Genomic DNA, 24856 nt, shown 5'->3' with positions numbered 1-24856 from the left:
TTGTACGTCATTCTCCCCAAACGGTCACTACGATCTTTCTTTTCCCGCCGTAGTCCCGGTGTTCGCACAGATAGACGCCCTGCCAGGTGCCGAGCGCCAGGCGGCCGTTGCGCACGGGGATCATCACGGAACTGCCCAGCATCGCGGCTTTCAGATGCGCGGGCATATCATCGGGCCCTTCGTCGTTATGCAGGAAATCCGGATCATTTTCCGGTACGGCTTTGTTGAAGTACGTTTCAAAATCCATTCTCACCGTAGGGTCGGCGTTTTCGTTGATGGTGAGGGAAGCGGAGGTGTGCTGGATAAATATCTGGCACATGCCGGTTTTGATCTCCGCGATCTGCGGCATGGCCCGCACGATCTCCGGTGTGACCAGGTGGAAGCCTCTGGGTTTTTCTTTCAGTTCGAATTGCTGCTGGTATATTTTCATGTTGATGCGTTCAGGACTTAACGTTCCGAAGATACGGCGAATGCCGCCCAACAAAAAAAATTTCGCCGGCGTTGCCCTGTTGCCGGCGAAATTTCCTGTGCATGAAAGCGGTCTTCCTTAGTTCGCTTCCGTATATTTTTTGAAGTTGTTCAGGATAGCCTGCCAGCCTTCTCTTTGCATGTCTACCGGATTCATGTCTTCTGTTTCGAAAGTTTCCACCACTTTGGTTTCGTCACCTTGCGTGATAAAGCTGATCGCTACCTGGCGGCCGTCGCCCATCGTGTATTCAAGCTGTTCGTTTTCGGCTACCTTGGTGAATTCACCACCGAAGTCGAAGCTGAAGCTGCCGTCTTTTGCAGCCATGGTGGTGGAGAACTTGCCGCCGGGGCGCAGATCGGCTTCCGCGCGGGGCGCATGCCAGTCGTCAGACGCCGCGCACCATTGTGTGATGTGAGCGGGTTCGTTCCAGAATTTCCAGACTTTGGCCACGGGGGCTTTGATAGTAGCTTCTACGGTTACGGCGGTTTTGTTGGAGGGTTGCATATCGTTTTGTTTTTTGTTTTAAGAATGATGTTTAATTCGATAATGCAAACATACAACGGCCAAATGTTACCTGTGGAGTGTGAATGCGACATTAAGGGGGAAGAATGCGACAGGTCATTTCTTCCTGATTAGGGCGCTGAAAGGCACTCCTATTTTTAGCCTGGCGGCAAAGAAGCGCCAAGCATTATCGTTTACCGGAGCGTCCATAAGGCCGACCTCCACGCCGATCGTTCCTTTGGAAATATCATCGTCCTGCTTGAGGCGGAACACCGGACCCGCGGTCAATGAGTATGTGGCCGGGTAAATATCACTGGATATCTCTTTAGGCCGGGAGATCGGTATACGTGCATCCGCACGGCCTTCCAGGCCAAACATCTTTGAAAGAAGATTAAAGAAACGGCTACCGTATACGGAAGGTTCGAACGTCAGAATATTGGGACGCAGATCTTTATAGTCTGCGAGATAGGTAGCATTCTGGTTATATACCACGTAATCATCTTTAACGGCATCGAAGCGGGCTCCGGGCTTTTTGACAGTTGGATGATCTGCATAATTACGTAGACCGAGATCGGCGCCCATCCTTGCAAACCAAAGACGTTTATGGTTTTCACTGATCCAGCTCATATTCCATCCGGCAGAGATTCTGATCAGGTTCTTAGCTTTATAGGCCAGTTTTTCACCAGCGGCCAGTGAATCTGTGGCCAGTGATATGGCGTTGTTAGACAGGGAACCTCTGAAGGTCCACCAACGCAGGTAATACCCGGTAAAAATGTCGTTCTTGATCTCAAATACCGAGATGGCGGAATCGATGATCTGTTTATAAAATTTCGTATCGTTGAAGATAGCAGAATCAGGAGTTGTTGATGCGATAAGTAGTTTCAGGGAATCGAGGCGCCTGAATTCCGTGTTAAGCCGGGTAATATCTGCCGTGGCAATTTGCAACATATCCGTGGGCAAACCCCATAACAGTTCCAGGCTATCTTTGACCTCGGCATATCGCGCCTCCACCTTAGCTCGCTGGTTAACCAGGCCATTCAGCCGGGTCAGCAAATCCAGATAATAACGTTGTCGTCCACCGGAAGCAGCTAAACTATCACACTTCTTCCTCAAAAAATAACGGCTGCGCGTCCGGATGGAAGAATAGCTTACATTAAACCCGATTTCCGAGCTCCATGCGCCGCTGGAATAAACACCGAATATTCCTTCTGTTGCTTTGGAGAATACTCCCAGGTTTACAAGTCCCCAACGGTCCGGACTGGTAAACATTGTGTAGTTGATAGACAATGTGCCTTTGTCCGGGTCCTGTGTAAAACTGCTGGCCGGGCCATCCTGCACCAGGCCATTGGAACCGATAAAAACGTTGCTCAGGATAGGCTTGAATAACGTATCAAAAGCTCTTCCTCCGGTTACGTTGATACTCTTTTTGATCGAATCGACCCTGGAATCTTTTCTGCTGCAGTTATACAAAGCATCGTACGCTTTGATCATGCGATGATAACGGGCCATTGTGCTGTCCTCATAGTGGTCCGGAAGTGCAGTCTGCTGCGCCCGGGCCGAAAAGCAAAAGACAAGGCAAAAAGGGATGATGAGGTTAATTTTCATTGTCAGGGATTAAAAGGTATAGTCAAATATTGATTGCTGCGGAAAGCAGAATGTCAATTTACATATATTTCCCTGATCAATGCATATCCCTTTATCGAAGTTTTCCAAATAATGATTACATTAACCTTTATGAATCGCAAGCATTTCCTGTCCGCTTTACTTGGCACCGGTATGAGCATCCCCCTGCTCAACAGCTTGTCAAAAGCTGCCGCCCCTCCGCTTCCGTCAACACCACCTTATCTGAAACCGGGAGATACGATCGGCATCACCTGCCCTGCCGGTTATATCACCCATGAAGAAATACAACCCGCCGTACGCACGATGGAGAGCTGGGGCTTCAGGATAGCGGTGGGCAATACGGTAGGCAAAAGGGACTACACCTTTGGCGGTACCGATGCAGAGCGGCTGCGGGACCTGCAGGCGATGCTGGACAACCCGGACATACAGGCCATTATGTGCGGCCGCGGGGGTTATGGCTGCGCGCGGATCGTAGACCAGCTGGATTTCAGCAAATTCCGGAAGCGCCCTAAATGGGTGATCGGCTTCAGCGACATTACCGTGCTGCATTGCCATATTAACCGGCATTACGGGATCGCCAGCCTGCATTCCAAAATGTGCAACAGCTTCCCCGACGATCCTGCACAGGCAGACCCCGAAGTGCAGGACACCATACAGTCCATCCGGCAAGCGCTGACAGGCAAACCCATGCGATACACCGCGGCGCCCGAAGCCAGCAACCGTAACGGTGTAGCCAGCGGCATCCTCATAGGCGGCAACCTCTCCATGATACAAAGCGTGTCCGGCACAGATTCAGAGATAGATACCATCGGGAAGATACTTTTCCTGGAAGACGTGGGCGAGTACCTCTACAGCCTTGATCGCATGCTGGGCAACCTGCAACGCTCCCGCAAGCTGGACAGCCTGGCCGGGCTGATCATCGGCGGCTTTAACCGCATCAAGCCCGATGATCCGGGGGAAGAGTTCGGGCATACCGTGCAGGATATTGTGCTGCAAAGGGTGAAGGGATTCTCTTACCCGGTGTGCTTTAATTTTCCGGTGGGGCATCAGCGGGATAACTATGCGTTGAAGTGCGGGGTGATGCATCAGTTGAGGGTTCGGGGGGATGGGGTGGAATTGAGGGAGTTAAACAGCTGATTACCAGTTTTTTTATAAAAAAACGGGCATTATTTTTGCAAAAATGAAAAAAGTTCTACTTTTGCAATCCCAATCGAAATGATTGCCTCATAGTATAATGGTAGTACGACAGATTTTGGTTCTGTTTGTCTTGGTTCGAATCCAGGTGAGGCAACAAAAAATAACCCACTGAACGCTTAATTCAGTGGGTTATTTTTTGGGCTTATATTCACCTGTTAGTTACAGGTTTCTTTCCCGGCGAGTTTTCAAATTATATACTGAACTATCTGAAATTGTTAAGAATACGTTGCTTGTCTTCGTTCTCCTTATCGTTTTTATGATACAATTCAATGAATACGATTGTTGCTTTTTCTTTGAATAAAGCATATACCAACCGAAGCCCTGAATTTACACCGCGGCCTTTAAGCGCTTTACAGGCGATCTTTTTTACCTTTATCACGCAGGTTTCAATACCTGAGTTATCTATCCGGAAACTGAATGGCGGCCGTTCATCAGGTGAAACTGTCAACACTTTTTTCACTACCTGAAGATCATCCTTCAGGGTCCGGTATTTCTTTAAAAGATCTTTTAGATCCCTTTTAAACTCCGGCAGCTCTTCAAAATTCATTGCTCCTCCATTTCGTTGCCATAATTCCTTACTGAAAACGGTGGTTCGCGGTAAAATGCGAGCTCATAATCAATCTCCTCTCCTTCCGGGGAAGCCAGCCAGGGCATATCCTTATGTGAGTAATTACTGATCGCAGCGGCGGACCAGTCAGAATATTGCCCGATTACCTTGTCTATGACTTCCTTTTCGCTCGCCTTCAGCAAAGTCAGATCCGGCTTTATCAGCGGTATATACCTTGTTTGCGGGTATCCGTGGTAGTTCGTTTTGATCCGTTGCAATTCATTCTTGTCGATCATCTGCCCCACAATGGTATCCAGCTTTTGAGGAACCGGACCAAATGGTAGTTTCCTGTACTTTGCACCGGTGAGATGTTCTTCGTAGAGCTCGTAATAATTAAAATCAGCGAAATAAAGCAGCTTGTACAGCACTGTTTCGCCAACATTGGGTTTACCGGCACAACGCTCCAGGATATACAGCAATACATTTTTGAACTTCTCTATGCGCAGCGTCGGAATAGCCATGCGTATTTCCTGACGTCGTGCTTTCGTCACAACATTTTCTTCAGCGGTATTTTTGGTAGCAAAATCCTTTGAAACAAAGTCATCCAACGAAAATTGCAACACTTCCGCGAAGCGCTGCAACTCCAATACATCCAGACCTCTGTTGCCAAGCTCAATCTGGGCAAGAGAAGGCCGCGAGATGTTCACGCTTTTAGCCAGTTCTTCCTGGGAAAAGCCTCTTAGTTTCCGGAGTTCAGTTATGCGCTGACCTATTTGTTTTTGCGACAGTTTTGCTTTCATGGTTTTGTCCTCATGTTCAAATTTACATCTGTTTCAAAACAAAACAAAATAAAGTTCTAAATTCAAACAAAACAATAAAAGCTTTTACATGCTTCCCAAAACCTCCCGTACCTTCTCCACCACCCGCTCCGGCGCCAGCTGCTCCATACAGGCATGGTCCCCCCGGAAACAGGGCTTGTTCCCGAACACAGAACACGGCCGGCAATACAGGTCTATCTGCACCGCATTTTCTTCCGGCTGCCCGAAACCCATGAACCCCGCATAAGGATGCGTAGCGCCCCATACAGACACCACCGGCACTCCTTTCAGCGATGCGAGGTGCATATTCGCCGAATCCATGCTGATCATCAGGTCCAGGCCACTGATCACGTCCAGCTCCTCCGAAAGGCCGTAGCAGCCCGCTATCACCTCCAGGCGCGGGTATTTCGTGGCCAGGGTGGTCAGCTGGTCTATTTCCTGCCTTCCCCCGCCAAAGAGCCTAATATCCACGTTTTCATGCGTCAGCAGCTGACGGATCACGGTTTCCATTTTCTCCAGCGGGTAGGTCTTTTCGCGGTAGGTGGCAAAGGGCGCGATGCCGATCTGGCGGCGGCCGGTGAGGTGTTGCTCGCGTTGCGGGATGCGGTCAGACGGGGCATAGCCCAGCTGGCGGAACACATCGCGGTAACGTTCAATGGTCGTTTTGAGCGGTTGTAATATTTTGTTTTCCCGGCGCGTGAGCATCTTTTTGCCGGCGCGGCCTTTATCGATCACGGCTACACGTATGCCGGCCAGCCGGTAAAAGCTGCGCACGATCTGTGAGCGCAGCACCTGGTGGAGGTCGGCTACGGCGGAGATCTGGGGGTGTGCTTTGCGAAGGGACGTGAATAAACGGAACAATCCCCGGAAGCCTTTGTGCGCGCCTTTCAGGTCCGCGGGGTAAAACACCAGCCGCGGGATGCCCTCGCACAGGGCGCCCCAGTTTTTATTCGTTACAAATACGATGGTGAGATCGGGATGCGCTTCCAGCACCTGTTTCATAACGGGAATGGTCATCGCCACATCCCCGAAGGCGGAGAAACGGATGGCCAGGATGGTATGACCGTTATGGCTTTTGCCCATAGAGCACGGGGTTGAGCGAAGGATCGTTGTACATCTTCATCTGCTTGTACACTTTCATGTACTTGCGGCCCTGGCTAATGTCTTCCAGCAGCTCTTCGATGGCAGTGGAAAGGTCCTGCTGCTGGGCCAGCAGTATGTCCAACTTGGCCTGGCAGGCGGCGCGGTGTTCGGGGGTGGCGTCCGTGCGCTGGGCCTCTTCGCGCATGTGGTAGATCTTCAGGCCGAGGATGGACAGGCGGTCGATGGCCCAGGCGGGGCTTTCCGTGTTGATGGAAGCGTTGGCGCCGGGTTGTATATCCTTGTATTTTTCGAGGAAATAGCTGTCGATGTACTCCACCATGTCCGTACGCTCCTGGTTGGAGCGGTCTATCCAGCGTTTGAGCTGCAGGGCTTCCACGGGGTCGATGGCGGGGTCGCGCACCACGTCTTCCAGGTGCCATTGTACGGTATCGATCCAGTTCTTGGCGTACAGCAGGTGTTCGATACGGTCACGGCTGTAGGGATTTTCAATCGTGCGGTGAATATCATCATGCACGTGATAATCCCGGATGCTTTGTTCGAAAACATTAATCGATAGTGCGGTAAACATGCAGCAAAAGTAAAAAAAAAGCACACTGTAGATACAATGTGCCGGGCATAAATCATGTGAATGTTCGAGAATGCAATTGTGTAGGCTTTTAATGGTTCTCTAAAAGAGGGCTTTTCAAAAACGTAATGTCATCACAAATGTTTATATGGAAACAATGATCGCTTCAGTGAAGGTCTCAGTGTCTTTCATGGTCAATGTCTGTTTGCTGGATTTTTTCGGGTCACACAGTCTTTTCTGTTAACAACGCGGGGTTGTTGGCAATCCTTAAGCTAAATCTGGTTCTAAATTACGAATGGCGACTGATATAATTCCGCAGTGGGCTATTTTTGGATAATTACGAAATGTGCATTTGCAAATGCCTGGGGATCATTAAAAAAGCGGCTGCGTTCATTACTGAAACGCAGCCGCTGTTGCATGATATGCGCAGGGTATCACTTCTTTTTTGTCATCTGCAGCACCGCTACCACCGGTAAATGGTCCGATGCGAGCTTGCCGGTAACGGGCCCGTAGCTGATCACCCGGAAGTGATTGGCGGGACGGTACATGATATAATCGATCGTTCTGTCCGGCTTGTCTGACGGAAAGGTGAACGCGCAGCTGGTGCATCCGGGCAGAAAGGCCTGTTTCAGTATGCTGATGGTCTCGCTGCCGGGCAGTGCATTCAGGTCGCCGGCGATCACCAGCGGCTCGTTGATCTGCGGTACGATTTGCTCCACGATCTCTCTGGCTTGCAGGAGGCGGTTGTCTTCCCGCGAAAGATGATCGAGATGGGTGGATGCAAAGCGGAAGCGCATACCTTCTTTCTCCACGGTGATCATAGCCATAGATCGCAGCTCGGAGCCGGCCACCGCGATGGGGAGGCCGAAGCGGGCGGAATCCAGTAGCGGGAAGCGGGACAATACGGCGTCGCCATACTCGCCGCCGTCGTGGCTGATCGCTTTGGTGAAATAATGGTACATGCCGGTGAGGCGGCCCAGCTCTTTGGCCTGGTCTACCGTAATGCCGCTGCGTTTCGTGAAGCGGTCCACTTCTGAAAGCGCCACCAGGTCCGGCTGAATAGCGTTGATCACATTCGCGGTGCCTTGCAGGTCAATATCCGGACTATTCATTGGAATGCCTCTGCGGATGTTGTAGCTCATCACCTTGATGTTCACTTTCACGGAACCGGTGGTAGTGTCTACGGGGTCGGGCGTTCCGCCTTTTCCTTTGCTGCACGAAAACAGCAGCGCTGCGAGCCATAACAGGCATGTAATTCTCATCATATCAATAATAGATCTGCATTTGCGAAATAACGGGCAGGTGGTCGCTCGTGGAAGCGGCGCCTACTTTGTTCTCTACCACGCGGAACCGGTCGGCGGGCGCATAGATGATATAGTCGGTGTTGGCGGACGGGTTGCTGGCGGGATAGTTGAACGCGCAGCTTTCCGTGCAGATCAGCGAAAACCTTGTTTTCAGCTTGAGGTAAGTATCGCCGGCCAGTTGGTCGTTGAAGTTGCCGCCTACGATCAACGGCCCTTCCACATCTTTCAGGAAATTCAACAGCTGGTCGGGCTGGTTTTCGCGGCGGGTGGCGTTGGCATTGAAGTGCGTGCCGGCGAAGGTCAGCGTCTGCCCTTCGGCCACGGCGACCTTGATCACCGCCAGGGGACCGGGCTCGCCGGAAGGTACGGTGAGGATGTATTTGGCGCTGTCCAGTATCGGGAAGCGGGAAAGCACGGCCGTTCCATACTCACCGCCGTCGTGGTTGATGGCCTTGGCGAAGAACTGGTGCATGCCCAGCTTTTCAGCGATGGCGGCGGGCATGTCCACATACCCGCTGCGCTTCGTATTCTTGTCGATCTCGCGGATCACGATCAGGTCTGCGTTCAGGGGGCGTAATACTTCCACTACGGCGTCCACGTCCATGACGCTGGATTTCTTGCCGAAGGATACCACGCGGATGTCTACCCCATCGCGCTGCGCTTCTACGAGGAAGTAGGCGGTGCGTAAAGATTCATTGACGGGGATGTTGTTGCTGACCTGGTCGATGGATACGGGCAGGAGGTACTGCTTCAGGGATTCGAGCACACCGGCTGTTTTCAGCTGTAATTGCAGCGGTGCGGTGTTCTGTTTTCCCTTGCCGATGATGGCGCTGGTTTGCAGCAGTTCGTAGCTGCCGGCGGGCAGCGGGTCGTAAGCGGTGCCGTGCTGCTGATTAAAGGCGGCTACCAGCGCATTGTCTACCTTGAACTTCACTTCAATATCGCCTTCGGGGGAATTGGGACCGCCGTATGCGGCGCCGAAGATCACTGTCTGCGGCGTGTCCGCCATTACCAGGTTGACTTTCGCGGGCATGTCTACCGCCTGCGGCATGTAGATCTTTACATATTTTTCCGGATCGGGAATGTCTTTATCGTATTTGCAGCCGCACAGGAAAAGAATGATGGCGAGCGTGCTGATCAAATGTTTCATCTGCTTAATTTTATTTTTTAATAGCCAGATGGAACTTGCGTTTCATCTGCATCATTTTTAAACCGCCCAATCCTCACCAACCGGTATTCTGTACCAGGTTACGATCTTTATCCAGTTCCGATTGCGGAATGGGGAAGAGATAATAGTTCTTCCGGAATACGCGCGTTTCGAACACCGTTCTGCGGTAGAAGGCGGGCGGATCAGCGTCTACGTTCAATCCCCAGAATGCGCCGTTGTCAGTTTGCTCCGCGATCTTCCAACGGCGGGTATCGAAGTAACGCAGGTATTCGAACGCCAGCTCTATCTGCCTTTCATGGCGGATAGCCTCGCGCACCGCGGCCTGGCCGGTGGGCACCGGCAGCGGGGAAACGCCTGACCCGTATTGCGGCACACCGGCTCTTTCACGGATCATGTTGAGGTAAAGCATAATATCGGAATGACCGGGTTCTATTTCATTCAATGCCTCCACATAATTCAGCAGCACTTCGCCATAGCGGAACACCACGTACGCACGTTCGGCGTATTTGCTGAGACGGGGATTGGTGAGCGGAGAAACATTCTTGCGGTTGATGTAACCGGTGCGGGAATGGTCCCAGGAGCCCTTCTTGCCGGATTCCCCGGAGAACCAGGTCTGTATCACCTTGTTGCCTTCGCTGGTATTGATCCAGTAGGAACCGGGATAGGAAACGGCCACATAAAAACGCGGCTCCCTGTTCACGAACATGTTGGAAACGCCGTTCGGGTGGTACTTTCCGGCGGAAGTGGCAAAGCCGGTTTCGGTGTAGCCGGATGCGGGATTGATAATGGGCGAACCGTCAGAATTATACCCGGTGATGGGGCGCTGCCCGTTTTCCATTTCAAACTGGTCTACCAGCTGCTGCGTGGGACCGGTAGCCGAATACCCGGCGGCGATGCCGCGGGGCGTGGCCGTTCTTTCCCATGCGGAGATGGAACTTTTTGCGCGCGCGAAGATCCACTCGGTGTTCCAGGTATCGAGGAACAGATCGCGGCAGGAAGCGAGCGGGTCGATGTTTCCGCCGCTGTATTTTTTATACAGGGAGAACAGCCCTTCGGTGATGAGCGCTTTGGATGCGTCCGCCGCGCGGCGCCATTTGTTCGGGTCCGCGGTCTGGCTGATGAGCTGTTTGCCGTCAGGGTTCTGCAGGCTCGCGTAATCTTTGTTGCCGTTGAACAGCGGACTGGCGGCATACAGCAACAGCCTTGCTTTCACGGCCATGGCGGCCACTTTCGTAGCGCGGCCGTAGTCCAGCTCCGCCTGTGTTGTAAAGTGGTCCGGCAGCTCGGTGGCCGCCTGGTCCAGCTCCGCCACCACGTAATTCACACATTCGTCGAAAGAGCTGCGCGGCAGGTTCATGCGGGGATCGCTGCCCGGTACGTCACCGGGTATCAGCTCGTCGCCGGCGATCACAACGGGACCGTATTGCTCCATCAGCAGGAAATAAGCGTAGGCACGCAGGAAACGCGCTTCACCAGTGTATTGCTTCACCAGTTCCGCGCCATTGGCTTCCATGAGTATCTGCTGGTTCTCCCCCACATGCTCCATGAAATAGGTAGCCGAGCGGATGCCCTGGTAGTAGGCCGTCCAGAAGTTATAGTAATCGGAAGATGCATTCCAGTTGCCGAGGTTCATCTTGTAGGAATTGTAGCCCGGCCGGTCGTAGGAAACATCTCCTTCGTCCGATGCGCCGATCCAGGGAATGCCCGCGGTAACGCCGGCGGGGTCTTTCATGACCACGTTGTAGATGTTGGCAAGATATTGTTCGGTAAGATCTCTCCGGGAAAATACCTGGTCCATCGTCAGCCGGTCGTCCGGCACCTGGTCCAGGAAGCCTTTCTGGCATGCTGTAAAGGATAATATCGTCAGCAGAAAAAGGATAACGCCTGTTCTGTTCATATGCAATGTTTTAGAAAGTAAAATCAATACCGGCGCTGTATGTTTTGATCATCGGGAATGCTGCGCCGCTGCCGTCTCCCAGCTCCACGTCCCACAATTTGAAGGGCGATATGGTGAAGAGGTTCATGCCTTCCACGAATATGGTGGCGTTTTTGATCTTTGCCCTGCTCACCAGTGATTTAGGCATGGAGTAGGCCAGCTGTGCGTTCTTCAGGCGCATGTAGCGGCCGTTGCGCAGCCAGAACGTGCTCTGGGCATAGTTATCGTTGATCGTTCCGGGTGTGAGCCTTGGGTAGAACGCATCGGGATTGGGATTTTCGAGTGACCAGCGGTCGTCGATGTTACTGTAAAGGTTCCCCCTTGTCAAGCCTTGCTGGAAGGGGATCATGCCTTCGCCGCTCAGGTAGATGTCCACATTCCCGATGCCCTGGAAGAGACCGGACAAGGTGAATGACTTATAAGAGAACGTGAAGCCTACGCCGTATACGATCTCCGGAATGGCGCCATAGCCGATCGCTGCTTTATCCATCGCATCGATCTTTCCATCACCATTCATATCCTTATATTTGATGTCACCCGCACGGGTATCGCCGGTCTGCTTCGGGCTGTTCGCCACTTCGTGATCGCTTTCAAAAAGCCCGAGCGCTACGTACCCGAACGCCTGCCGCACTTTATATCCTCTTTCTTCGAGCCAGGGATACGCGCGCGGCGGCTCATCGTTTTCAATGACCTTGTTGCGGTTGAAGGTAAAGTTGCCGAGCAGCTGGAAGCGGAAGTCCTTGCCCACCTTGCCGCTCCAGGTAACAGATCCGTCGATCCCCTTATTCTCTACGATCCCCACGTTGCCGAAAGGCGCTTTGCGCAGGCCGACATACGCGGGCACAGATTCCTTGCGCAGAAATATGCCTTCCCTCCTTTCCTTGAACACGTCCGCCTGGATGCTCAGCCCTTTCATGATTTGCAGGTCGATGCCGATATTGCTTTTGGCGGCTGTTTCCCAGGTTACGTCTGCGGCGTATTCACCGATGTCCTTGCCGCCGTAAACATTGTTCATGTTCTTGCCGAACGTATAGCCGGCAGGGGATTCCACGGTAGCGATGTAAGCAAAACGGCGTCCATCGATCGTACTGCTGCCCACGATGCCGTGCGAAACGCGCAGCTTCGCCATCTGGATGATGTGTTTGATGGGCTGGAAGAACTTTTCTTCAGACAACAGCCAGCCGCCGCCCACGGAGGGGAAGAAGCCGTACCGGTTATCCGGCGCAAAGTTCTCGGAGCCGTTGTAGCCGAAGTTGGCCTCCAGGAAATATTTATCGGCATAACCATACGTCGCGCGGCCGCTCACGCCCCTGAAACGCTGCGGCAGCGATATCAGCAGGTCGTCTGTTTGTGTGTCTATCTTGTCGCTTTGATTATAGATCACCATGGCGCCAACGGTATGTTTGCCAAACTCGTTCAGGTAGTTGATGGACGCTTCGTTATAGATCGAGCGGTCGCCGATCTTGTTGGTGCCGTAGCCGAGATAATCATCGCCGCGCACTACTTCCTGGTACATCAGGTTACCATCGGCATCGCGGCCGGTAGCGCGCCAGGTGCTTGGTTTCTTTGTACGGCGCTGGCTGAGGTAGTTGTACGCATCGAAGGAGAACATTGCGTTGATGGACAGCCCCTTGGTGATGAAGTCCAGGTCCTGCCGCAGCTGCAGGTTGGAATACAACTGGCTGCGCCACTGGTTGGCATAGCCGGTTTGCGTGAGCATGGCCCAGGGATTGCTCAGCGTGTTGGTGCCGGCGGGAATGTCCGGGATTTTGCCGTCTTTATACATCACAGGATAGGTGATGGGCGACAGGAAGAAGGCTTTTTCAAAAATATCCTTGGCATTGGCGCCGGGATAGTTCACGTTCTCCAGCCAGCCCTGCACCCCCAGCTTCAGATTGGTCGTCCGCGTGGGTTGCAGGGTGAGGTTGGAGGTCAGATTGTACCGCTTGAAAGCGATCTCTGAATTGTACGTGGTGAGGGCATCTGTTTTATACATGCCCACTTCATCAAAATAAGCAGCACCTACATAATAAGTGGCCTTTTCACTGCCGCCGTTGATGTTCATGTTCACGCGGCGGGTGCGGCCGTATTTATCGAATAGTTCCTTGAACCAGTCTACGTCCGGATACAGTTCCGGGTCGGATTGCGTGCGGGTGGCCTCTATCACTTCATCGGAATAGATGGGCGTGCCGCCGCGGGTGGTGAGCGCTTCGTTGGAAGCTTTCATATACGCTACGCCGTCCGCAAAATCGGGGATGCGGGTGAGGCTGGTGATGCCTTCGTTGTACCGCAGGCGTACCTGCGGCTTGCCGAGGCGGCCGGTCTTGGTGGTGATCAGCACTACGCCGTTGGCGCCGCGCACACCGTATACTGCGGTGGCGGAAGCGTCTTTCAGGATGGAAAAGCTCGCCACATCTTCAGGGTCTACGCTGTTCATATTGCGGGGAACACCGTCTACCAGCACCAGTGGTTTGCTGAGCGCGCTCTGGAAGGTAGACACGCCCCTGATCCAGATGTCCGCCCCCGCGCCGATCTCTCCGTTGCGCTGCACGGAGATCACGCCGGCGAGCCGGCCGCCGATAACGGTGCTCAGGTTGGCGGTGGGCAGCTGCAGCTCGGCGGGCTTTACGGAAGACTGCGCCCCAACCAGGCTGATCTTCTTCTGCTGCCCGAAACCGATCACCACTACTTCATTCAAACCGCCTTCCAGCGCTTCCATCACCACGTTGATCTCTTCGCGGTTACGCACCGCGATCACCTGGTGCTTATACCCGATATAGGAAAAATCCAGCGAATCCTTTGGTTCGGCGGAAATGGTGTACATGCCTTTATCGTCCGTGATGGTGCCGGTGTTCTTGCCTTTCACCCGCACGGAAACGCCGGGCAGGCTGTTGCCCATTCCATCCTTTACAAATCCTTTGATCACCAGTTCAAAGCGGGCGGCGGCAGCGGGCGGCAATGCCGGCGCGGCTGTGGAGAAGTTGCGGATCACGATGGTCTGCCCCACCAGCTCCCACCTGAGTTTCGCGGGCTCCAGCAGCTCTTTCAGTACTTCGCCGAGTTTCTTGTTCTTGACAGACAGGCTTACATTGTCTGATAACGCGGAATGTGTGCTGTAAACAAAATCCACATTCACCCATTTGCCGAGCATCTGCAATGTTGTTTCCAGCGTTTCGTTCCTGACTTGCAGGCTGACCTTCCGGTCAAATACGGTTTGCCCTTCCGCGCTGCGGGCAAATGCCAGTTGCAGCGACAGCAGCACAAACGCAAATCCAATGGCTGATCCTCTCATGATGACAAGGATTGAGTGTTTAGAGAACCGGTAAAAATCCATACATTTGAGTGTTTTTAGGAACATTAAACATGGCCCCCATGTGCAGGTTGGCGCTCGCACGGGGGGCTTTTCTTTTATGGCAACGGCATGCCCTTTCAGGCATACAGGTATGTCTGTTTGTTACGTTATCCGGTATGTTAAACTGTTATGGAAATCCTCAGTAACAGGGATGGTCATTTTTGATGACTGCCTCGTTTCCTTCGATCGTACATTCTGCGTTAATTGATTTACAGATGATAGTTAGAATTTCAGCCGGCGATTGGTTGACGTGGAACCGGCCATTAATTTCGCATTCGTTCTCGTAATTGTTGCTTATCGTGATATTGATCGGGAACACGCGCTCGAGAGCGGCGGCTACGTCGCTGAGCGGTGTTCTGTAAAAATTAAGTTTCCCTTCCATCCAGGCGTTGTAAGCAGTGTCTTTCTCCACGGAATGAACGATATGATTTTTCCGCTTGTCAAACACGGCGATCTCCTTCGATTCCACCATTACCTTTTCTTCCGTTCCGGCGTGGCTGATATGATCTTTTTCCCTGTCATACACCGCCATTTCACCGGGGTTCACCAGTATCCTGCCATCCGCGCTGATCTTGCTCAGCTCTACTTTTCCGGTCATAACGCCTACGCTTATACGTTTATCCTGCGGGTAAGCGCTGATGTTGAAGCTCGTGCCCAGTACGCGCGTCTGCACTTCTCCGCTCCTGATCACGAAAGGATGTTCCGGGCTGGCCTGCACTTCAAAATAGGCTTCTCCTTCCAGCGTCACTTTTCTTTCTTTCCAGTTATCTGCGTAGCTGAGCTTGCTGTTGCTGTTCAGCACCACTACGGAGCTGTCCGGCAGGATAACACGTTTTGTTTCCCTGTGCGCCGTGGCGATGGTATGCATCTGCGCCGGCAGCAGGCTGTTCCTGAACAGGTACAGGAGGGTACCGCCCATCAGCACGATAACGGCGGCGGCAATGCGCAGGGTGAGGCGGAGCGAGCGGCGGCGGGACGGTAAGCGGATGATGGTGGCGTCCGGCTGCTCATTTCCGGCTGCAACGTGTGCCTGACCGGAGCCAGTTTGCGGCCGTTCATTATGTGTGCCCGTGGCCAGTGCTTGACCGGTGCCTGCCTTCGGCTGTTCACTTCCGGCGGCAAACCGCTGAGCATGAACGTTTCCATCCTCCCCTATCGTGCGGCGCACGTCACGGAACAGCTCCGCCAGGTATGCCTGTTGCGCTGCGCCGGACATTTCCTTCCATCTTTGGTCCTGTTGCGGCCTGCTCTCCAGCCAGTTATGCACCGCCTGTTCTTCTTCAGGCGTACAGTTCCCGGCGAGGTATTTATCCAGCAGCCTGCTGATTTGCTCTTGCTCCATTGGCGGACTTTACATCTATATTGTCGAATGAAAAAATACGGTGGTACTATAAACGCGGAAAAAAAATTCAGAAAAGAAAGAACAGCATCTTTTTCAGGGAGAATCGCAGCTGTTTCAATACGGTGGTGAGCTGGTTCTTTACGGTTTGGGAAGATATATTAAGGGTGCTGGCAATTTCGTTGATGCTCATATGCTGCTGGCGGCTGAGCCGGTAGATCTCACGGGCGCGGGGCGGCATGCGGTCCAGCTCCGCGGTAACGGCATTGTCCAGGTCTTTATAAGCGATCACCTGGCTGGTGCTGTTATCTACATCATTATCCGATGTATTGTATGCCGACTTATAGCTATCATGGAGCATATTACGGCGGAGGTGATCGATCACGCGGAAGCGCACGGCCTGCATCAGGTAGGCGCGGAGGGACTGGTCTACCTGCACCTGCGCGCGTTTGCTCCACAGTTCCACCAGCAGATCATGGATAATGTCCCTGGCTTCTTCCAGCGACACCAGCTTGCCCGCGGCAAAATCCATCATCTCTTTTGCGTACCTGTTGTAAAGCCATTCGAATGCATCGGCGTCTCCCGTCCTGAAACGGAGTATCCATTCTGCTTCCTCTATTTTTACTGTCCCGCTCATGTTTTCGTATAGTAATAGGTAGGATCGTCGTTAAATTAGCCAAAAATAGTTAACTATCAAATATCCGGCAGTTTAAGGCGCTTTAGGTAATTGTTAACAAAATGAAGAGAGGAATGCAGCGGCTGCATTCCTCTCGCACTGATGCCGTGTAACCGGCGGATTATTTTTTGCGTAATGCGATAAAATACAAGGGAATACCCAGCAAAATGATCCCGAGGCCGGGTATGGCGTAATCCGGTTCATAGATCAGCAGCAGCACGGCCAGCGCAAACGCCACCAGGATATAAATGGCGGGCAGTACCGGGTAGCCAAAGGCTTTGTAGCTGCGGGGAACGTCCGGCTGCTTTTTGCGGAGGATGAAAATGCCGAGGATGGTGAGGATGTAGAATATCAGTACGCCAAAGATCACCATTGCGAGCAGCTCTCCGTAGCTGCCGGAGAGGCATAACAGTGACGCCCACACGCACTGTATCCACAAGCCGTTAGCGGGCACGCTGAAACGGTTCAGATTACCGACTTTTTTAAAGAACAGCCCGTCCTGCGCCATGGTATAATAAATACGCGCGCCGGAAAGTATCAGGCCGTTGTTACATCCGAAGGTGGAGATAATGATCATCCCGGCGATGGACATGGCGCCGATGCCGGTGCCGAAGATGCGCTCCGCCGCGGCCATGCCTACCCTGCCGTCTTTCGCGAAGGCGATCTCGTGGAAGGGTACAACGGCGAGGTACATAAAGTTAGCAGCGAGGTAGATAACGGTAACGATAAAGGTGCCGAGGAACAACGCGCGGCCGATGTTCTTCTGTGGGTTGCGTATCTCGCCGGCAATGAAGGTGACGTTGTTCCAGGCATCGCTGGAAAACAGGGTGCCTTTCATGGAAACGGCCATCGCTCCGAAAAGGGCGAGCCCGCTCAGCACCACCGGCACGGAAAGCTCCTTCCCGCCACCGGTGCCTATCTGCACGGCGCTCCAGGCGTTCTGCCAGTTGGCGTCCCATATCTCCTGCTTCGCGCCGATGAGAAAACCGAATATGATCAGCGCGAACAACGAAAATATTTTGGTGAAGGTGAACACGGTCTGGATGATCTTCCCGTTCTGCACGCCTCTTGTGTTGATCCAGGTCAGCAGCACAACAGACGCGATGGCGATGAGCTGCGCCACGGATACATGAAAGCTGCCGATGCCGAATACATAGCTGCTTTCGCTCAGCGCGGGCTCAAAGTACCCGATATATTTCGCGAATGCCATGGCTACCGCGGCGATGGTGCCGGTCTGTATCACGCCGAACTGCGTCCATCCGAAAAGAAATGCTACAAAAGGGTTGTATGCTTCACGGAGATAAACGTACTGGCCGCCGGCTTTGGGGTACATACCGGACAGCTCACCGTAGCTGAGCGCGGCAATCAGCGTTACTACGCCCGCTAAAAGCCACATGGCCATCATCCATCCGGCCGAGCCCATCATCTGCGCCACTTCCGCGGATACAATAAAAATACCGGAACCTATCATGGAACCGGCAACGATCATCGTGGCATCCACCAGGCTCAGACTGGGTTTGAATGCATTTTCCTGGTTGATTGACATGGAGGTTGATATAATGGAGGTTGATATAATCGTAAAAAAAATCCCGGTAGTGGTGTACCGGGACTCAATTTAGTTATTTTTTCGCGCTGGCGGCATTCAGTTCCTTGATGACTTCATGCGTCACATCGTACGCCTCGTCTTTGTAAAGGATATTACTGGCGCCGTTGCGATAGGAAAAAATGAAGGAATAACGTTTGTCCGCATTGAATTTCCGGATGCATTCGTCCAGGCGTTTCTGCAGGTCTTCATTGAATTGCGCTTCCTGTGTCTGCAGCTGTGCGAAGAGATTCTGGCGGTATACCTCGTGCTGCTGCGCTTTTTTCTGCAAGCTGGCTTCCGCGGCCTGGCCTTCGGTTTGCGTCATGGTCGGGGCTTTCTGCGCCAGTGCATTGTATTCGTTCTGCAACTGCCTTTCCCTTCCGCTCAGGTCGTTCTGCGCGCCTTCCTTTTTCTTTTCCAGTTCGGCTTTCTTCTCTTTGAAATAATCGTAATGCGCTTCCAGGGTGTCTATGTCTACATAAGCCAGCTTTTGACCAATGGCATCGGTGGATTGTTCAGTTGCTTTTTTGCCGCCGGTATCAGCGGTGGTTTTATTGCCTTGCTGACAGGCCGTGAATATGCCGGCTACCGCCGCCAGTAAAAGACCATTTTTCACAAAAAGTTGACGAGTGTGCATGTTGATCGGTAGTTTTTTAAACCCTTGAATGTTATAAAATGCTTGTGGCGGCTAAAATAAGGTTTTTGGCAAGAAAAAAAACGTTAAAATGAAAATATGGAAAGAAAGTGTGGACAAGGATTTGGGATGAAAATCCACCCTGGTGGAAGCTGTTGCCGGGGCAATGTGGCGGGCAGGCCAGAAAGCAGAACGAAGGATTGAGAAATCGCTTAAACGATGATGAGTGTTCATCAGGTACCCGGATAAAGAAGGGGCTGACCATTCCTTTGGTCAGCCCCTTCTTTTCGCTATGCATATCTATTTTACTTTCTGTAAAAGGATCTCCGGTTCGTTGGTGGTGATGTAGTCCACGCCTGCTTTCAGGTATTCGTCCATCTTCGCGGGGTCGTTCACCGTCCAGATATTGGTGGTGATGCCGGCCTTTTTTGCGGTTTGCAGGATGCTGATGTCCTTGTCGATGGCCTTCATGCTGTAATCGAGGCCCCATATCTTGTCTGCCTTCAGCTCTGCGGGTGATTTCTCGCCGTTGAGGTAGGCTACTTTGGCGAAGGGGTCCAGCTCCACCAGTTTCTTGCAGATGTCATAATCGAAGCTGATGTACAGCATCCAGGCCTGGCACTGGTACTTGCGGATCAGGTTGTAGCAGGTCTGCGTCAGTTCAATGGCCCGGCCTTTTTTGGAGGGCTTGAGTTCCAGCACCATGTGCGTGCCGTTCTGCTTCATGGCTTCCTGGATGTATTCTTCGAAAGTGGGCACGCGGTCGCCGTTCTTCAGCTCTATTTTTTGCAGTTCCGCCAGTGTGGTTTCCTCCACCACTTTGCCGCCGATGTGCGGATCGTGGGACAGCACGGGCACACCGTCGCTGGACAGCCATACGTCAAATTCAGAGCCTTCACAACCGATGCGGATGGCGTCTTTGAGGGAGGTGAGGGAGTTTTCGCTGCCGGCATTGTTCTTGAATGCGCCGCGGTGGGCCACTACCTTGTTACGGTGGAAATCGTCCCTTACCAGCGTGAAGCTTTCCTTGCTGTCACCGGTTTGCACGGTGATGGTATACTGAAAAGCGGGTGCGTCCGCGCGCAGGGCCTGTTTCTTTTTAAGGCGCAGTTCGCCTTTTTTGTTGAGGGTGAAGAGGTTGGAGGTGTCTTCCAGTATCTGCGGTCTGCTGAGCGGGCCTTTCTGATCGTGTAATTTTCCGACCAGGGCGCCTTTCTTTGCCACGGGGATGGTGTAATTATCCAGGTGAAGGTGGTGAGATTGTCCAAAGGCAGCTACAGCTGCAAACATGGCAGGGAGCATAATCAGACTTTTCGTAAGTCGATAACGTAGACGCATGGTATAATGTTTTCGGATTGAGATGAAAAAAGTGCTTATCAAATGTTACAAACGAGTTTTATAAGCTTACAAAATACTTACAGTTAGTTACATTTCAAAATCGAAACAAGGTAAAACGAAAGTTTTAAAATCGGGTGGGCGGGGGATTAAATTAGTATTAAAAAAGAGGCCTGCCCGCATGCGCGGGCGCGGCAGGTGTGGCGGCGGGTATTGCAGCGCCCTGGCATGCGGGCACAACCACGTATGCCTAAAAGTAAAAGGGAACACCGAAGCGTTCCCCTTTCTCTATCATTACTGGTTTGATACAAATTATTCCTCTTCGTCGAACTGGAATACTTCTTTGGAAGATGCCAGGATATCGTATTCTTCTTTGGAGCCTACGATCATATTTTCGAACTCGCGGAGACCGGTACCGGCCGGGATCAGGTGACCCGTGATCACGTTTTCTTTCAGACCGAGCATGTCATCTGTTTTACCGTTGATGGCGGCAGAAGACAGTACTTTGGTGGTTTCCTGGAAGGATGCGGCGGAGATCCAGCTGTGCGTACCCAGTGATGCTTTGGTGATACCGAGCAGCAGCGGGCTGGACGTTGCAGGGTTGGCGTCGCGGTATTCCACGAGCTTTTTGTCTGCACGGCGCAGCAGGGAGTTTTCTTCGCGCACCTGGCGGAGGGTAACGATCTGGCCAGCTTTCAGGTTGGCGGATTCCCCTTCCTCGGTCACTACTTTTTTATCGAAAATGTTATCGTTCTCTTCAAAGAATTCGAACTTGTCGGTGGTATCGCCTTCCAGGAAGCGGGTATCTCCCGGGTCCTCGATGGTTACCTTGCGCATCATCTGGCGTACGATCACCTCGATGTGTTTGTCGTTGATCTTCACACCCTGGAGGCGGTATACTTCCTGGATCTCGTTCACCAGGTATTCCTGTACGGCGAACGGACCTTTGATGGAGAGGATATCGGCGGGGGTGATGGAACCGTCGGACAAAGCGGTACCTGCTTTCACGAAGTCGCCGTCCTGTACCAGGATGTGGCGGGTCAGCGGAACGAGGTACTTCTTGATCTGGCTTTCGCGGCTTTCGATGATGATCTCGCGGTTACCGCGTTTGATATTACCGAAGGCTACCACACCATCGATCTCGGATACGATCGCGGGGTTGCTCGGGTTACGGGCTTCAAACAGCTCGGTAACACGGGGCAGACCACCGGTGATGTCGCGCAGCTTGCCGATCACGCGGGGGATCTTCACGATCACCTGGCCTGCTTTCACGGCTTCGCCTTCTTCGATCACGATATGTGAGCCAACCGGCAGGTTGTAAGATTTGCTTTCTTTATTTCCGTCAACGAGTACGGAAGGGATCTTGTTCTTATCCTTCGTTTCGATCACCACTTTTTCACGGTGGCCAGTCTGTTCGTCCGCTTCCTCACGGAAGGTGATACCTTCGAGGATGCTGTCGAAACGGATCTTACCGGTGATCTCTGATACGATTACGGCGTTGAAGGGGTCCCATGTGCAGATCACATCGCCTTTGGTTACTTTCTGACCGTCTTTTACGTTCAGGGTAGAACCGTAAGGTACGTTGTTGGTGATGAGCAGGCGGTCGTTCTTCACGTCCATGATCCTCAATTCACCGGTACGGCCGATTACCACCTGTACTTTCTCGCCTTCGTTGTTTTCGAAGGTAGTGGTACGGAGACCGTCGAACTGCACGGTACCATCGAACTTGGCGTTGAGGGTAGACTCCACGGAAGCGGAGCCGGCCACACCACCTACGTGGAAGGTACGGAGTGTCAGCTGTGTACCGGGCTCTCCGATGGACTGTGCGGCGATGATACCTACGGCATCACCTCTTTGCGCGGTATAACCGGTTGCCAGGTTCTTGCCGTAACATTTCACGCACACGCCCCTGCGGCTTTCGCAGGTGAGTACGGAGCGGATCTCTACGGTTTCTATGGTGCTTTCGTCGATGCGTTTTGCGATGTCGTCCGTGATCTGCTCGCCTGCCGCCACGATCAGCTCTTCAGAGATCGGGTCGAACACGTCGTGCAGGGAAGTACGTCCGAGGATACGGTCGAACAGCGGTTCTACTATTTCCTCGTTGTCTTTCAGCGCTGAAGTAGCGATGCCGCGCAGGGTGCCGCAATCTTCTTCTGTGATCACCACGTCCTGCGCCACGTCTACAAGACGGCGGGTCAGGTAACCGGCGTCGGCCGTTTTCAGGGCCGTATCCGCAAGACCTTTACGCGCACCGTGCGTAGAGATGAAGTATTCCAGTACGTTCAGGCCATCCTTGAAGTTGGAGAGGATGGGGTTCTCGATGATCTCGGAACCGGTGGAACCGCTCTTACGCGGTTTCGCCATCAAACCTCTCAGACCGGCCAGCTGTTTGATCTGCTGTTTGGAACCACGCGCGCCGGAGTCCAGCATCATGTACACGGAGTTGAAGCCCTGTTTGTCGGTCGCCAGCTCACGGATCAGTGTTTCCGTTACTTTGGTGTCCACACGGCTCCAGATGTCGATGATCTGGTTGTAGCGTTCGTTGTTGGTGATCAGACCCATGTTGTAGTTATCCCACACTTCGTCCACCTCGCCGGAAGCTCCGTCGATCATGAGCTGTTTGGCTTCGGGGATGATCAGGTCGTTGATATTGAATGACAGACCGCCGCGGAAGGCTGTACGGAAACCAAGTTGCTTGATATCGTCCAGGAACTTCGCTGTTTTCGGAATGTCTGTGGCGACGATGATGTCGCCGATGATCTCCCGCAGTGACTTCTTGGTGAGCAGGGCATTTACATAACCTGCTTCTTTCGGAACGAACTGGTTGAAGATCACGCGGCCTACCGTTGTTTCGATCAGCTTGCGTTCGAGCGTGCCGTCCGCTTTACGTACATCGGCTTTTACGCGGATGTGCGCGTGCAGGTCCACACGGCCTTCGTTATGCGCTATGATCACTTCTTCCGCGGAGTAGAAGGCTTTGCCTTCGCCTTTCACGATTTCGGTGTCGGTAGATTTTTTACCCTTGGAGATGTAGTAAAGACCGAGTACCATGTCCTGTGAAGGCAGGGTGATCGGCGTACCGTTCTGCGGGTTGAGGATGTTGTGTGAAGAGAGCATCAGCAGCTGTGCTTCCAGGATCGCGGCGTTGCTCAAAGGCACGTGTACCGCCATCTGGTCACCGTCAAAGTCCGCGTTGAACGCAGAACACACGAGCGGGTGCAGCTGGATCGCCTTACCTTCCACGAGTTTGGGCTGGAAAGCCTGGATGGACAAACGGTGGAGGGTCGGAGCACGGTTGAGCATCACGGGGTGACCTTTCAGTACGTTCTCCAGGATGTCCCACACCACTGCTTCTTTTCTATCTACGAGCTTCTTCGCTGATTTTACTGTTTTTACGATACCTCTTTCGATGAGCTTGCGGATGATGAACGGCTTGAACAGCTCTGCCGCCATGTCTTTCGGAAGACCGCATTCATGCAGTTTCAGTTCGGGGCCTACCACGATCACGGAACGGCCGGAGTAGTCCACACGTTTACCGAGCAGGTTCTGACGGAAACGGCCTTGTTTGCCTTTCAGCACATCGGAGAGGGACTTCAGGGCGCGGCCGCCTTCTGCTTTCACGGCGTTGGATTTCCTGGAGTTGTCGAACAGGGAATCCACGGCTTCCTGCAGCATACGTTTTTCATTCCGCAAGATCACCTCGGGCGCCTTGATCTCGATCAGGCGTTTGAGACGGTTGTTACGGATGATCACGCGGCGGTACAGGTCGTTCAGGTCGGAAGACGCGAAACGGCCGCCGTCCAGGGGAACGAGCGGGCGCAGTTCCGGCGGCACCACGGGGATGTATTGCATCACCATCCACTCGGGACGGTTGTCAACACGGCCGTTGGCTTCGCGGAAAGCTTCCACTACGCTGAGGCGTTTCAGCGCCTCGGCTTTACGTTGCTGGGAAGTTTCGGTGGCAGCCTGGTTACGGAGCTGGTAAGAGAGGCCGTCGAGGTCGATGCGTGCGAGCATCATCTCTACTGCTTCAGCGCCCATTTTGGCGATGAACTTGTTCGGGTCTTCGTCCGGCAGCAGCTGGTTGTCTTTCGGAAGGGTGTCCAGGATGTCCAGGTACTCTTCTTCCGTCAGCAGGTCGCCGTAGTTCAGCCCTTTTTCCTGTTTCACGCCGCTCTGGATGATCACGTATCTTTCATAATACACGATGGTTTCCAGTTTTTTGGACGACATGCCGAGCAGGTAGCCGATCTTATTGGGTAATGATTTGAAATACCAGATATGTACAACGGGCACAACTAAACGAATATGGCCCATTCTTTCGCGACGCACTTTCTTCTCTGTTACTTCTACCCCACAGCGGTCGCACACAATGCCTTTATAACGGATACGCTTGTATTTTCCGCAATAGCATTCGTAGTCCTTCACGGGACCGAATATCCTTTCGCAGAACAAACCATCACGTTCCGGTTTGTAAGTACGGTAGTTGATGGTTTCGGGTTTCAGCACTTCGCCATAAGAGCGCTCCAGGATGGTGTCCGGTGAAGCGAGACTGATGGTGATGCTGCTAAAATTTGATTTAGGACGATTTTCTTTTTTGATGGCCATTGTATGTTTTTTAAAGAAAACATTCACACTAAAATTTTCTACTCTCCACGTTCCTGCTGCGCGACACAATTATGAAGAGCAGTGCCCGCGGGGGG

18 protein-coding genes and 1 tRNA gene are annotated in these 24856 nt (G+C 52.8%); 2 read left to right on the top strand and 17 right to left on the bottom strand.

Annotated elements, in window-relative coordinates:
- Nucleotides 1-7 precede the first annotated feature (7 nt).
- From CCY01nite_RS13225 to CCY01nite_RS13215, 3 genes are all read right to left on the bottom strand, one after another.
- The gene (locus CCY01nite_RS13225; RefSeq protein WP_146862225.1) at nucleotides 8-430 is read right to left on the bottom strand and encodes a secondary thiamine-phosphate synthase enzyme YjbQ; all 423 of its coding nucleotides are present in this window, start codon (nucleotides 428-430) and stop codon (nucleotides 8-10) included.
- Nucleotides 431-547: 117 nt separating this feature from the next.
- Nucleotides 548-973: an SRPBCC family protein gene (locus CCY01nite_RS13220; RefSeq protein ID WP_146862220.1), complete on the bottom strand. Its 426-nt coding sequence runs from the start codon at nucleotides 971-973 to the stop codon at nucleotides 548-550.
- A gap of 114 nt (nucleotides 974-1087) precedes the next feature.
- Nucleotides 1088-2575 (bottom strand): hypothetical protein, encoded by a 1488-nt coding sequence (locus CCY01nite_RS13215; protein ID WP_146862217.1) that lies wholly within the window; start codon nucleotides 2573-2575, stop codon nucleotides 1088-1090.
- A 129-nt stretch (nucleotides 2576-2704) separates the two neighbouring features.
- Here CCY01nite_RS13215 and CCY01nite_RS13210 point away from each other — a divergent pair, with 129 nt between their 5' ends.
- Nucleotides 2705-3730 carry a S66 peptidase family protein gene (locus CCY01nite_RS13210; protein ID WP_146862214.1) on the top strand — a complete coding sequence of 342 codons (1026 nt, stop codon included), beginning with the start codon at nucleotides 2705-2707 and terminating at the stop codon, nucleotides 3728-3730.
- Between the two features lie 83 nt (nucleotides 3731-3813).
- Nucleotides 3814-3884, top strand: a tRNA-Gln gene (locus tag CCY01nite_RS13205).
- 108 nt (nucleotides 3885-3992) lie between these two features.
- Here the strand turns inward: CCY01nite_RS13205 and CCY01nite_RS13200 are convergent.
- The 14 genes from CCY01nite_RS13200 to rpoC all read right to left on the bottom strand — a co-directional run bounded on the left by CCY01nite_RS13200 (nucleotide 3993) and on the right by rpoC (nucleotide 24761).
- Nucleotides 3993-4337 (bottom strand): hypothetical protein, encoded by a 345-nt coding sequence (locus CCY01nite_RS13200; protein ID WP_146862212.1) that lies wholly within the window; start codon nucleotides 4335-4337, stop codon nucleotides 3993-3995.
- Nucleotides 4334-5137, bottom strand: coding sequence for a type II toxin-antitoxin system antitoxin SocA domain-containing protein (locus CCY01nite_RS13195; protein WP_146862210.1), 804 nt, complete (start codon nucleotides 5135-5137; stop codon nucleotides 4334-4336). The genes CCY01nite_RS13200 and CCY01nite_RS13195 overlap by 4 nt, the downstream gene beginning before the upstream one ends.
- An 84-nt stretch (nucleotides 5138-5221) precedes the next feature.
- Nucleotides 5222-6238 carry a glycosyltransferase family 9 protein gene (locus CCY01nite_RS13190; RefSeq protein WP_146862207.1) on the bottom strand — a complete coding sequence of 339 codons (1017 nt, stop codon included), beginning with the start codon at nucleotides 6236-6238 and terminating at the stop codon, nucleotides 5222-5224.
- Nucleotides 6222-6827: a DUF4254 domain-containing protein gene (locus CCY01nite_RS13185; RefSeq protein WP_146862204.1), complete on the bottom strand. Its 606-nt coding sequence runs from the start codon at nucleotides 6825-6827 to the stop codon at nucleotides 6222-6224. Before CCY01nite_RS13185 ends, CCY01nite_RS13190 begins: the two co-directional genes overlap by 17 nt.
- 431 nt (nucleotides 6828-7258) lie before the next feature.
- A complete protein-coding gene (locus CCY01nite_RS13180) occupies nucleotides 7259-8089 on the bottom strand; it encodes an endonuclease/exonuclease/phosphatase family protein (protein WP_146862201.1) in 831 nt (276 codons plus the stop codon).
- Between the two features lies 1 nt (nucleotide 8090).
- On the bottom strand, nucleotides 8091-9278 hold the full coding sequence (locus CCY01nite_RS13175; RefSeq protein ID WP_146862198.1) for a BT_3987 domain-containing protein: 1188 nt from the start codon (nucleotides 9276-9278) through the stop codon (nucleotides 8091-8093).
- Nucleotides 9279-9351: 73 nt separating this feature from the next.
- Nucleotides 9352-11193, bottom strand: coding sequence for a RagB/SusD family nutrient uptake outer membrane protein (locus CCY01nite_RS13170; protein WP_146862194.1), 1842 nt, complete (start codon nucleotides 11191-11193; stop codon nucleotides 9352-9354).
- A 10-nt stretch (nucleotides 11194-11203) separates the two neighbouring features.
- Entirely contained in the window at nucleotides 11204-14524 is a 3321-nt protein-coding gene (locus CCY01nite_RS13165; protein ID WP_186831037.1) for a SusC/RagA family TonB-linked outer membrane protein, read from the bottom strand.
- 199 nt (nucleotides 14525-14723) lie between these two features.
- Complete coding sequence (locus tag CCY01nite_RS13160) at nucleotides 14724-15926, bottom strand: FecR domain-containing protein (RefSeq protein WP_146862188.1); 1203 nt, start codon at nucleotides 15924-15926, stop codon at nucleotides 14724-14726.
- Between the two features lie 67 nt (nucleotides 15927-15993).
- Nucleotides 15994-16560 carry an RNA polymerase sigma factor gene (locus CCY01nite_RS13155; RefSeq protein WP_146862185.1) on the bottom strand — a complete coding sequence of 189 codons (567 nt, stop codon included), beginning with the start codon at nucleotides 16558-16560 and terminating at the stop codon, nucleotides 15994-15996.
- Between the two features lie 160 nt (nucleotides 16561-16720).
- Complete coding sequence (locus CCY01nite_RS13150; RefSeq protein ID WP_146862182.1) at nucleotides 16721-18145, bottom strand: APC family permease; 1425 nt, start codon at nucleotides 18143-18145, stop codon at nucleotides 16721-16723.
- A 73-nt stretch (nucleotides 18146-18218) separates the two neighbouring features.
- Entirely contained in the window at nucleotides 18219-18821 is a 603-nt protein-coding gene (locus CCY01nite_RS13145; protein ID WP_146862179.1) for an OmpH/Skp family outer membrane protein, read from the bottom strand.
- Nucleotides 18822-19118: 297 nt separating this feature from the next.
- Nucleotides 19119-20108: a glycerophosphodiester phosphodiesterase gene (locus CCY01nite_RS13140; protein ID WP_186831036.1), complete on the bottom strand. Its 990-nt coding sequence runs from the start codon at nucleotides 20106-20108 to the stop codon at nucleotides 19119-19121.
- Nucleotides 20109-20465: 357 nt separating this feature from the next.
- Entirely contained in the window at nucleotides 20466-24761 is a 4296-nt protein-coding gene (gene rpoC / locus CCY01nite_RS13135; protein WP_146862173.1) for a DNA-directed RNA polymerase subunit beta', read from the bottom strand.
- Between the last annotated feature and the right edge of the window lie 95 nt (nucleotides 24762-24856).

Origin of the sequence: Chitinophaga cymbidii, from assembly GCF_007992715.1 — a bacterium.
Taxonomy (GTDB): Bacteria; Bacteroidota; Bacteroidia; order Chitinophagales; family Chitinophagaceae; genus Chitinophaga; species Chitinophaga cymbidii.
The sequence above is the reverse complement of the archived record's forward strand: the minus strand, read 5'-3'. Positions and strand labels throughout refer to the sequence as shown.

What these genes read in the sequence shown, in the direction of transcription:
- CCY01nite_RS13155 (WP_146862185.1), bottom strand. Translation starts at nt 16,560, where the DNA reads ATGAGCGGGACAGTAAAAATAGAGGAAGCAGAATGGATACTCCGTTTC.
- CCY01nite_RS13150 (WP_146862182.1), bottom strand. Translation starts at nt 18,145, where the DNA reads ATGTCAATCAACCAGGAAAATGCATTCAAACCCAGTCTGAGCCTGGTG.
- CCY01nite_RS13180 (WP_146862201.1), bottom strand. Translation starts at nt 8,089, where the DNA reads ATGATGAGAATTACATGCCTGTTATGGCTCGCAGCGCTGCTGTTTTCG.
- CCY01nite_RS13195 (WP_146862210.1), bottom strand. Translation starts at nt 5,137, where the DNA reads ATGAAAGCAAAACTGTCGCAAAAACAAATAGGTCAGCGCATAACTGAA.
- CCY01nite_RS13220 (WP_146862220.1), bottom strand. Translation starts at nt 973, where the DNA reads ATGCAACCCTCCAACAAAACCGCCGTAACCGTAGAAGCTACTATCAAA.
- CCY01nite_RS13200 (WP_146862212.1), bottom strand. Translation starts at nt 4,337, where the DNA reads ATGAATTTTGAAGAGCTGCCGGAGTTTAAAAGGGATCTAAAAGATCTT.
- CCY01nite_RS13170 (WP_146862194.1), bottom strand. Translation starts at nt 11,193, where the DNA reads ATGAACAGAACAGGCGTTATCCTTTTTCTGCTGACGATATTATCCTTT.
- CCY01nite_RS13145 (WP_146862179.1), bottom strand. Translation starts at nt 18,821, where the DNA reads ATGCACACTCGTCAACTTTTTGTGAAAAATGGTCTTTTACTGGCGGCG.
- rpoC (WP_146862173.1), bottom strand. Translation starts at nt 24,761, where the DNA reads ATGGCCATCAAAAAAGAAAATCGTCCTAAATCAAATTTTAGCAGCATC.
- CCY01nite_RS13215 (WP_146862217.1), bottom strand. Translation starts at nt 2,575, where the DNA reads ATGAAAATTAACCTCATCATCCCTTTTTGCCTTGTCTTTTGCTTTTCG.
- CCY01nite_RS13225 (WP_146862225.1), bottom strand. Translation starts at nt 430, where the DNA reads ATGAAAATATACCAGCAGCAATTCGAACTGAAAGAAAAACCCAGAGGC.
- CCY01nite_RS13160 (WP_146862188.1), bottom strand. Translation starts at nt 15,926, where the DNA reads ATGGAGCAAGAGCAAATCAGCAGGCTGCTGGATAAATACCTCGCCGGG.
- CCY01nite_RS13190 (WP_146862207.1), bottom strand. Translation starts at nt 6,238, where the DNA reads ATGGGCAAAAGCCATAACGGTCATACCATCCTGGCCATCCGTTTCTCC.
- CCY01nite_RS13185 (WP_146862204.1), bottom strand. Translation starts at nt 6,827, where the DNA reads ATGTTTACCGCACTATCGATTAATGTTTTCGAACAAAGCATCCGGGAT.
- CCY01nite_RS13165 (WP_186831037.1), bottom strand. Translation starts at nt 14,524, where the DNA reads ATGAGAGGATCAGCCATTGGATTTGCGTTTGTGCTGCTGTCGCTGCAA.
- CCY01nite_RS13210 (WP_146862214.1), top strand. Translation starts at nt 2,705, where the DNA reads ATGAATCGCAAGCATTTCCTGTCCGCTTTACTTGGCACCGGTATGAGC.
- CCY01nite_RS13140 (WP_186831036.1), bottom strand. Translation starts at nt 20,108, where the DNA reads ATGTTTGCAGCTGTAGCTGCCTTTGGACAATCTCACCACCTTCACCTG.
- CCY01nite_RS13175 (WP_146862198.1), bottom strand. Translation starts at nt 9,278, where the DNA reads ATGAAACATTTGATCAGCACGCTCGCCATCATTCTTTTCCTGTGCGGC.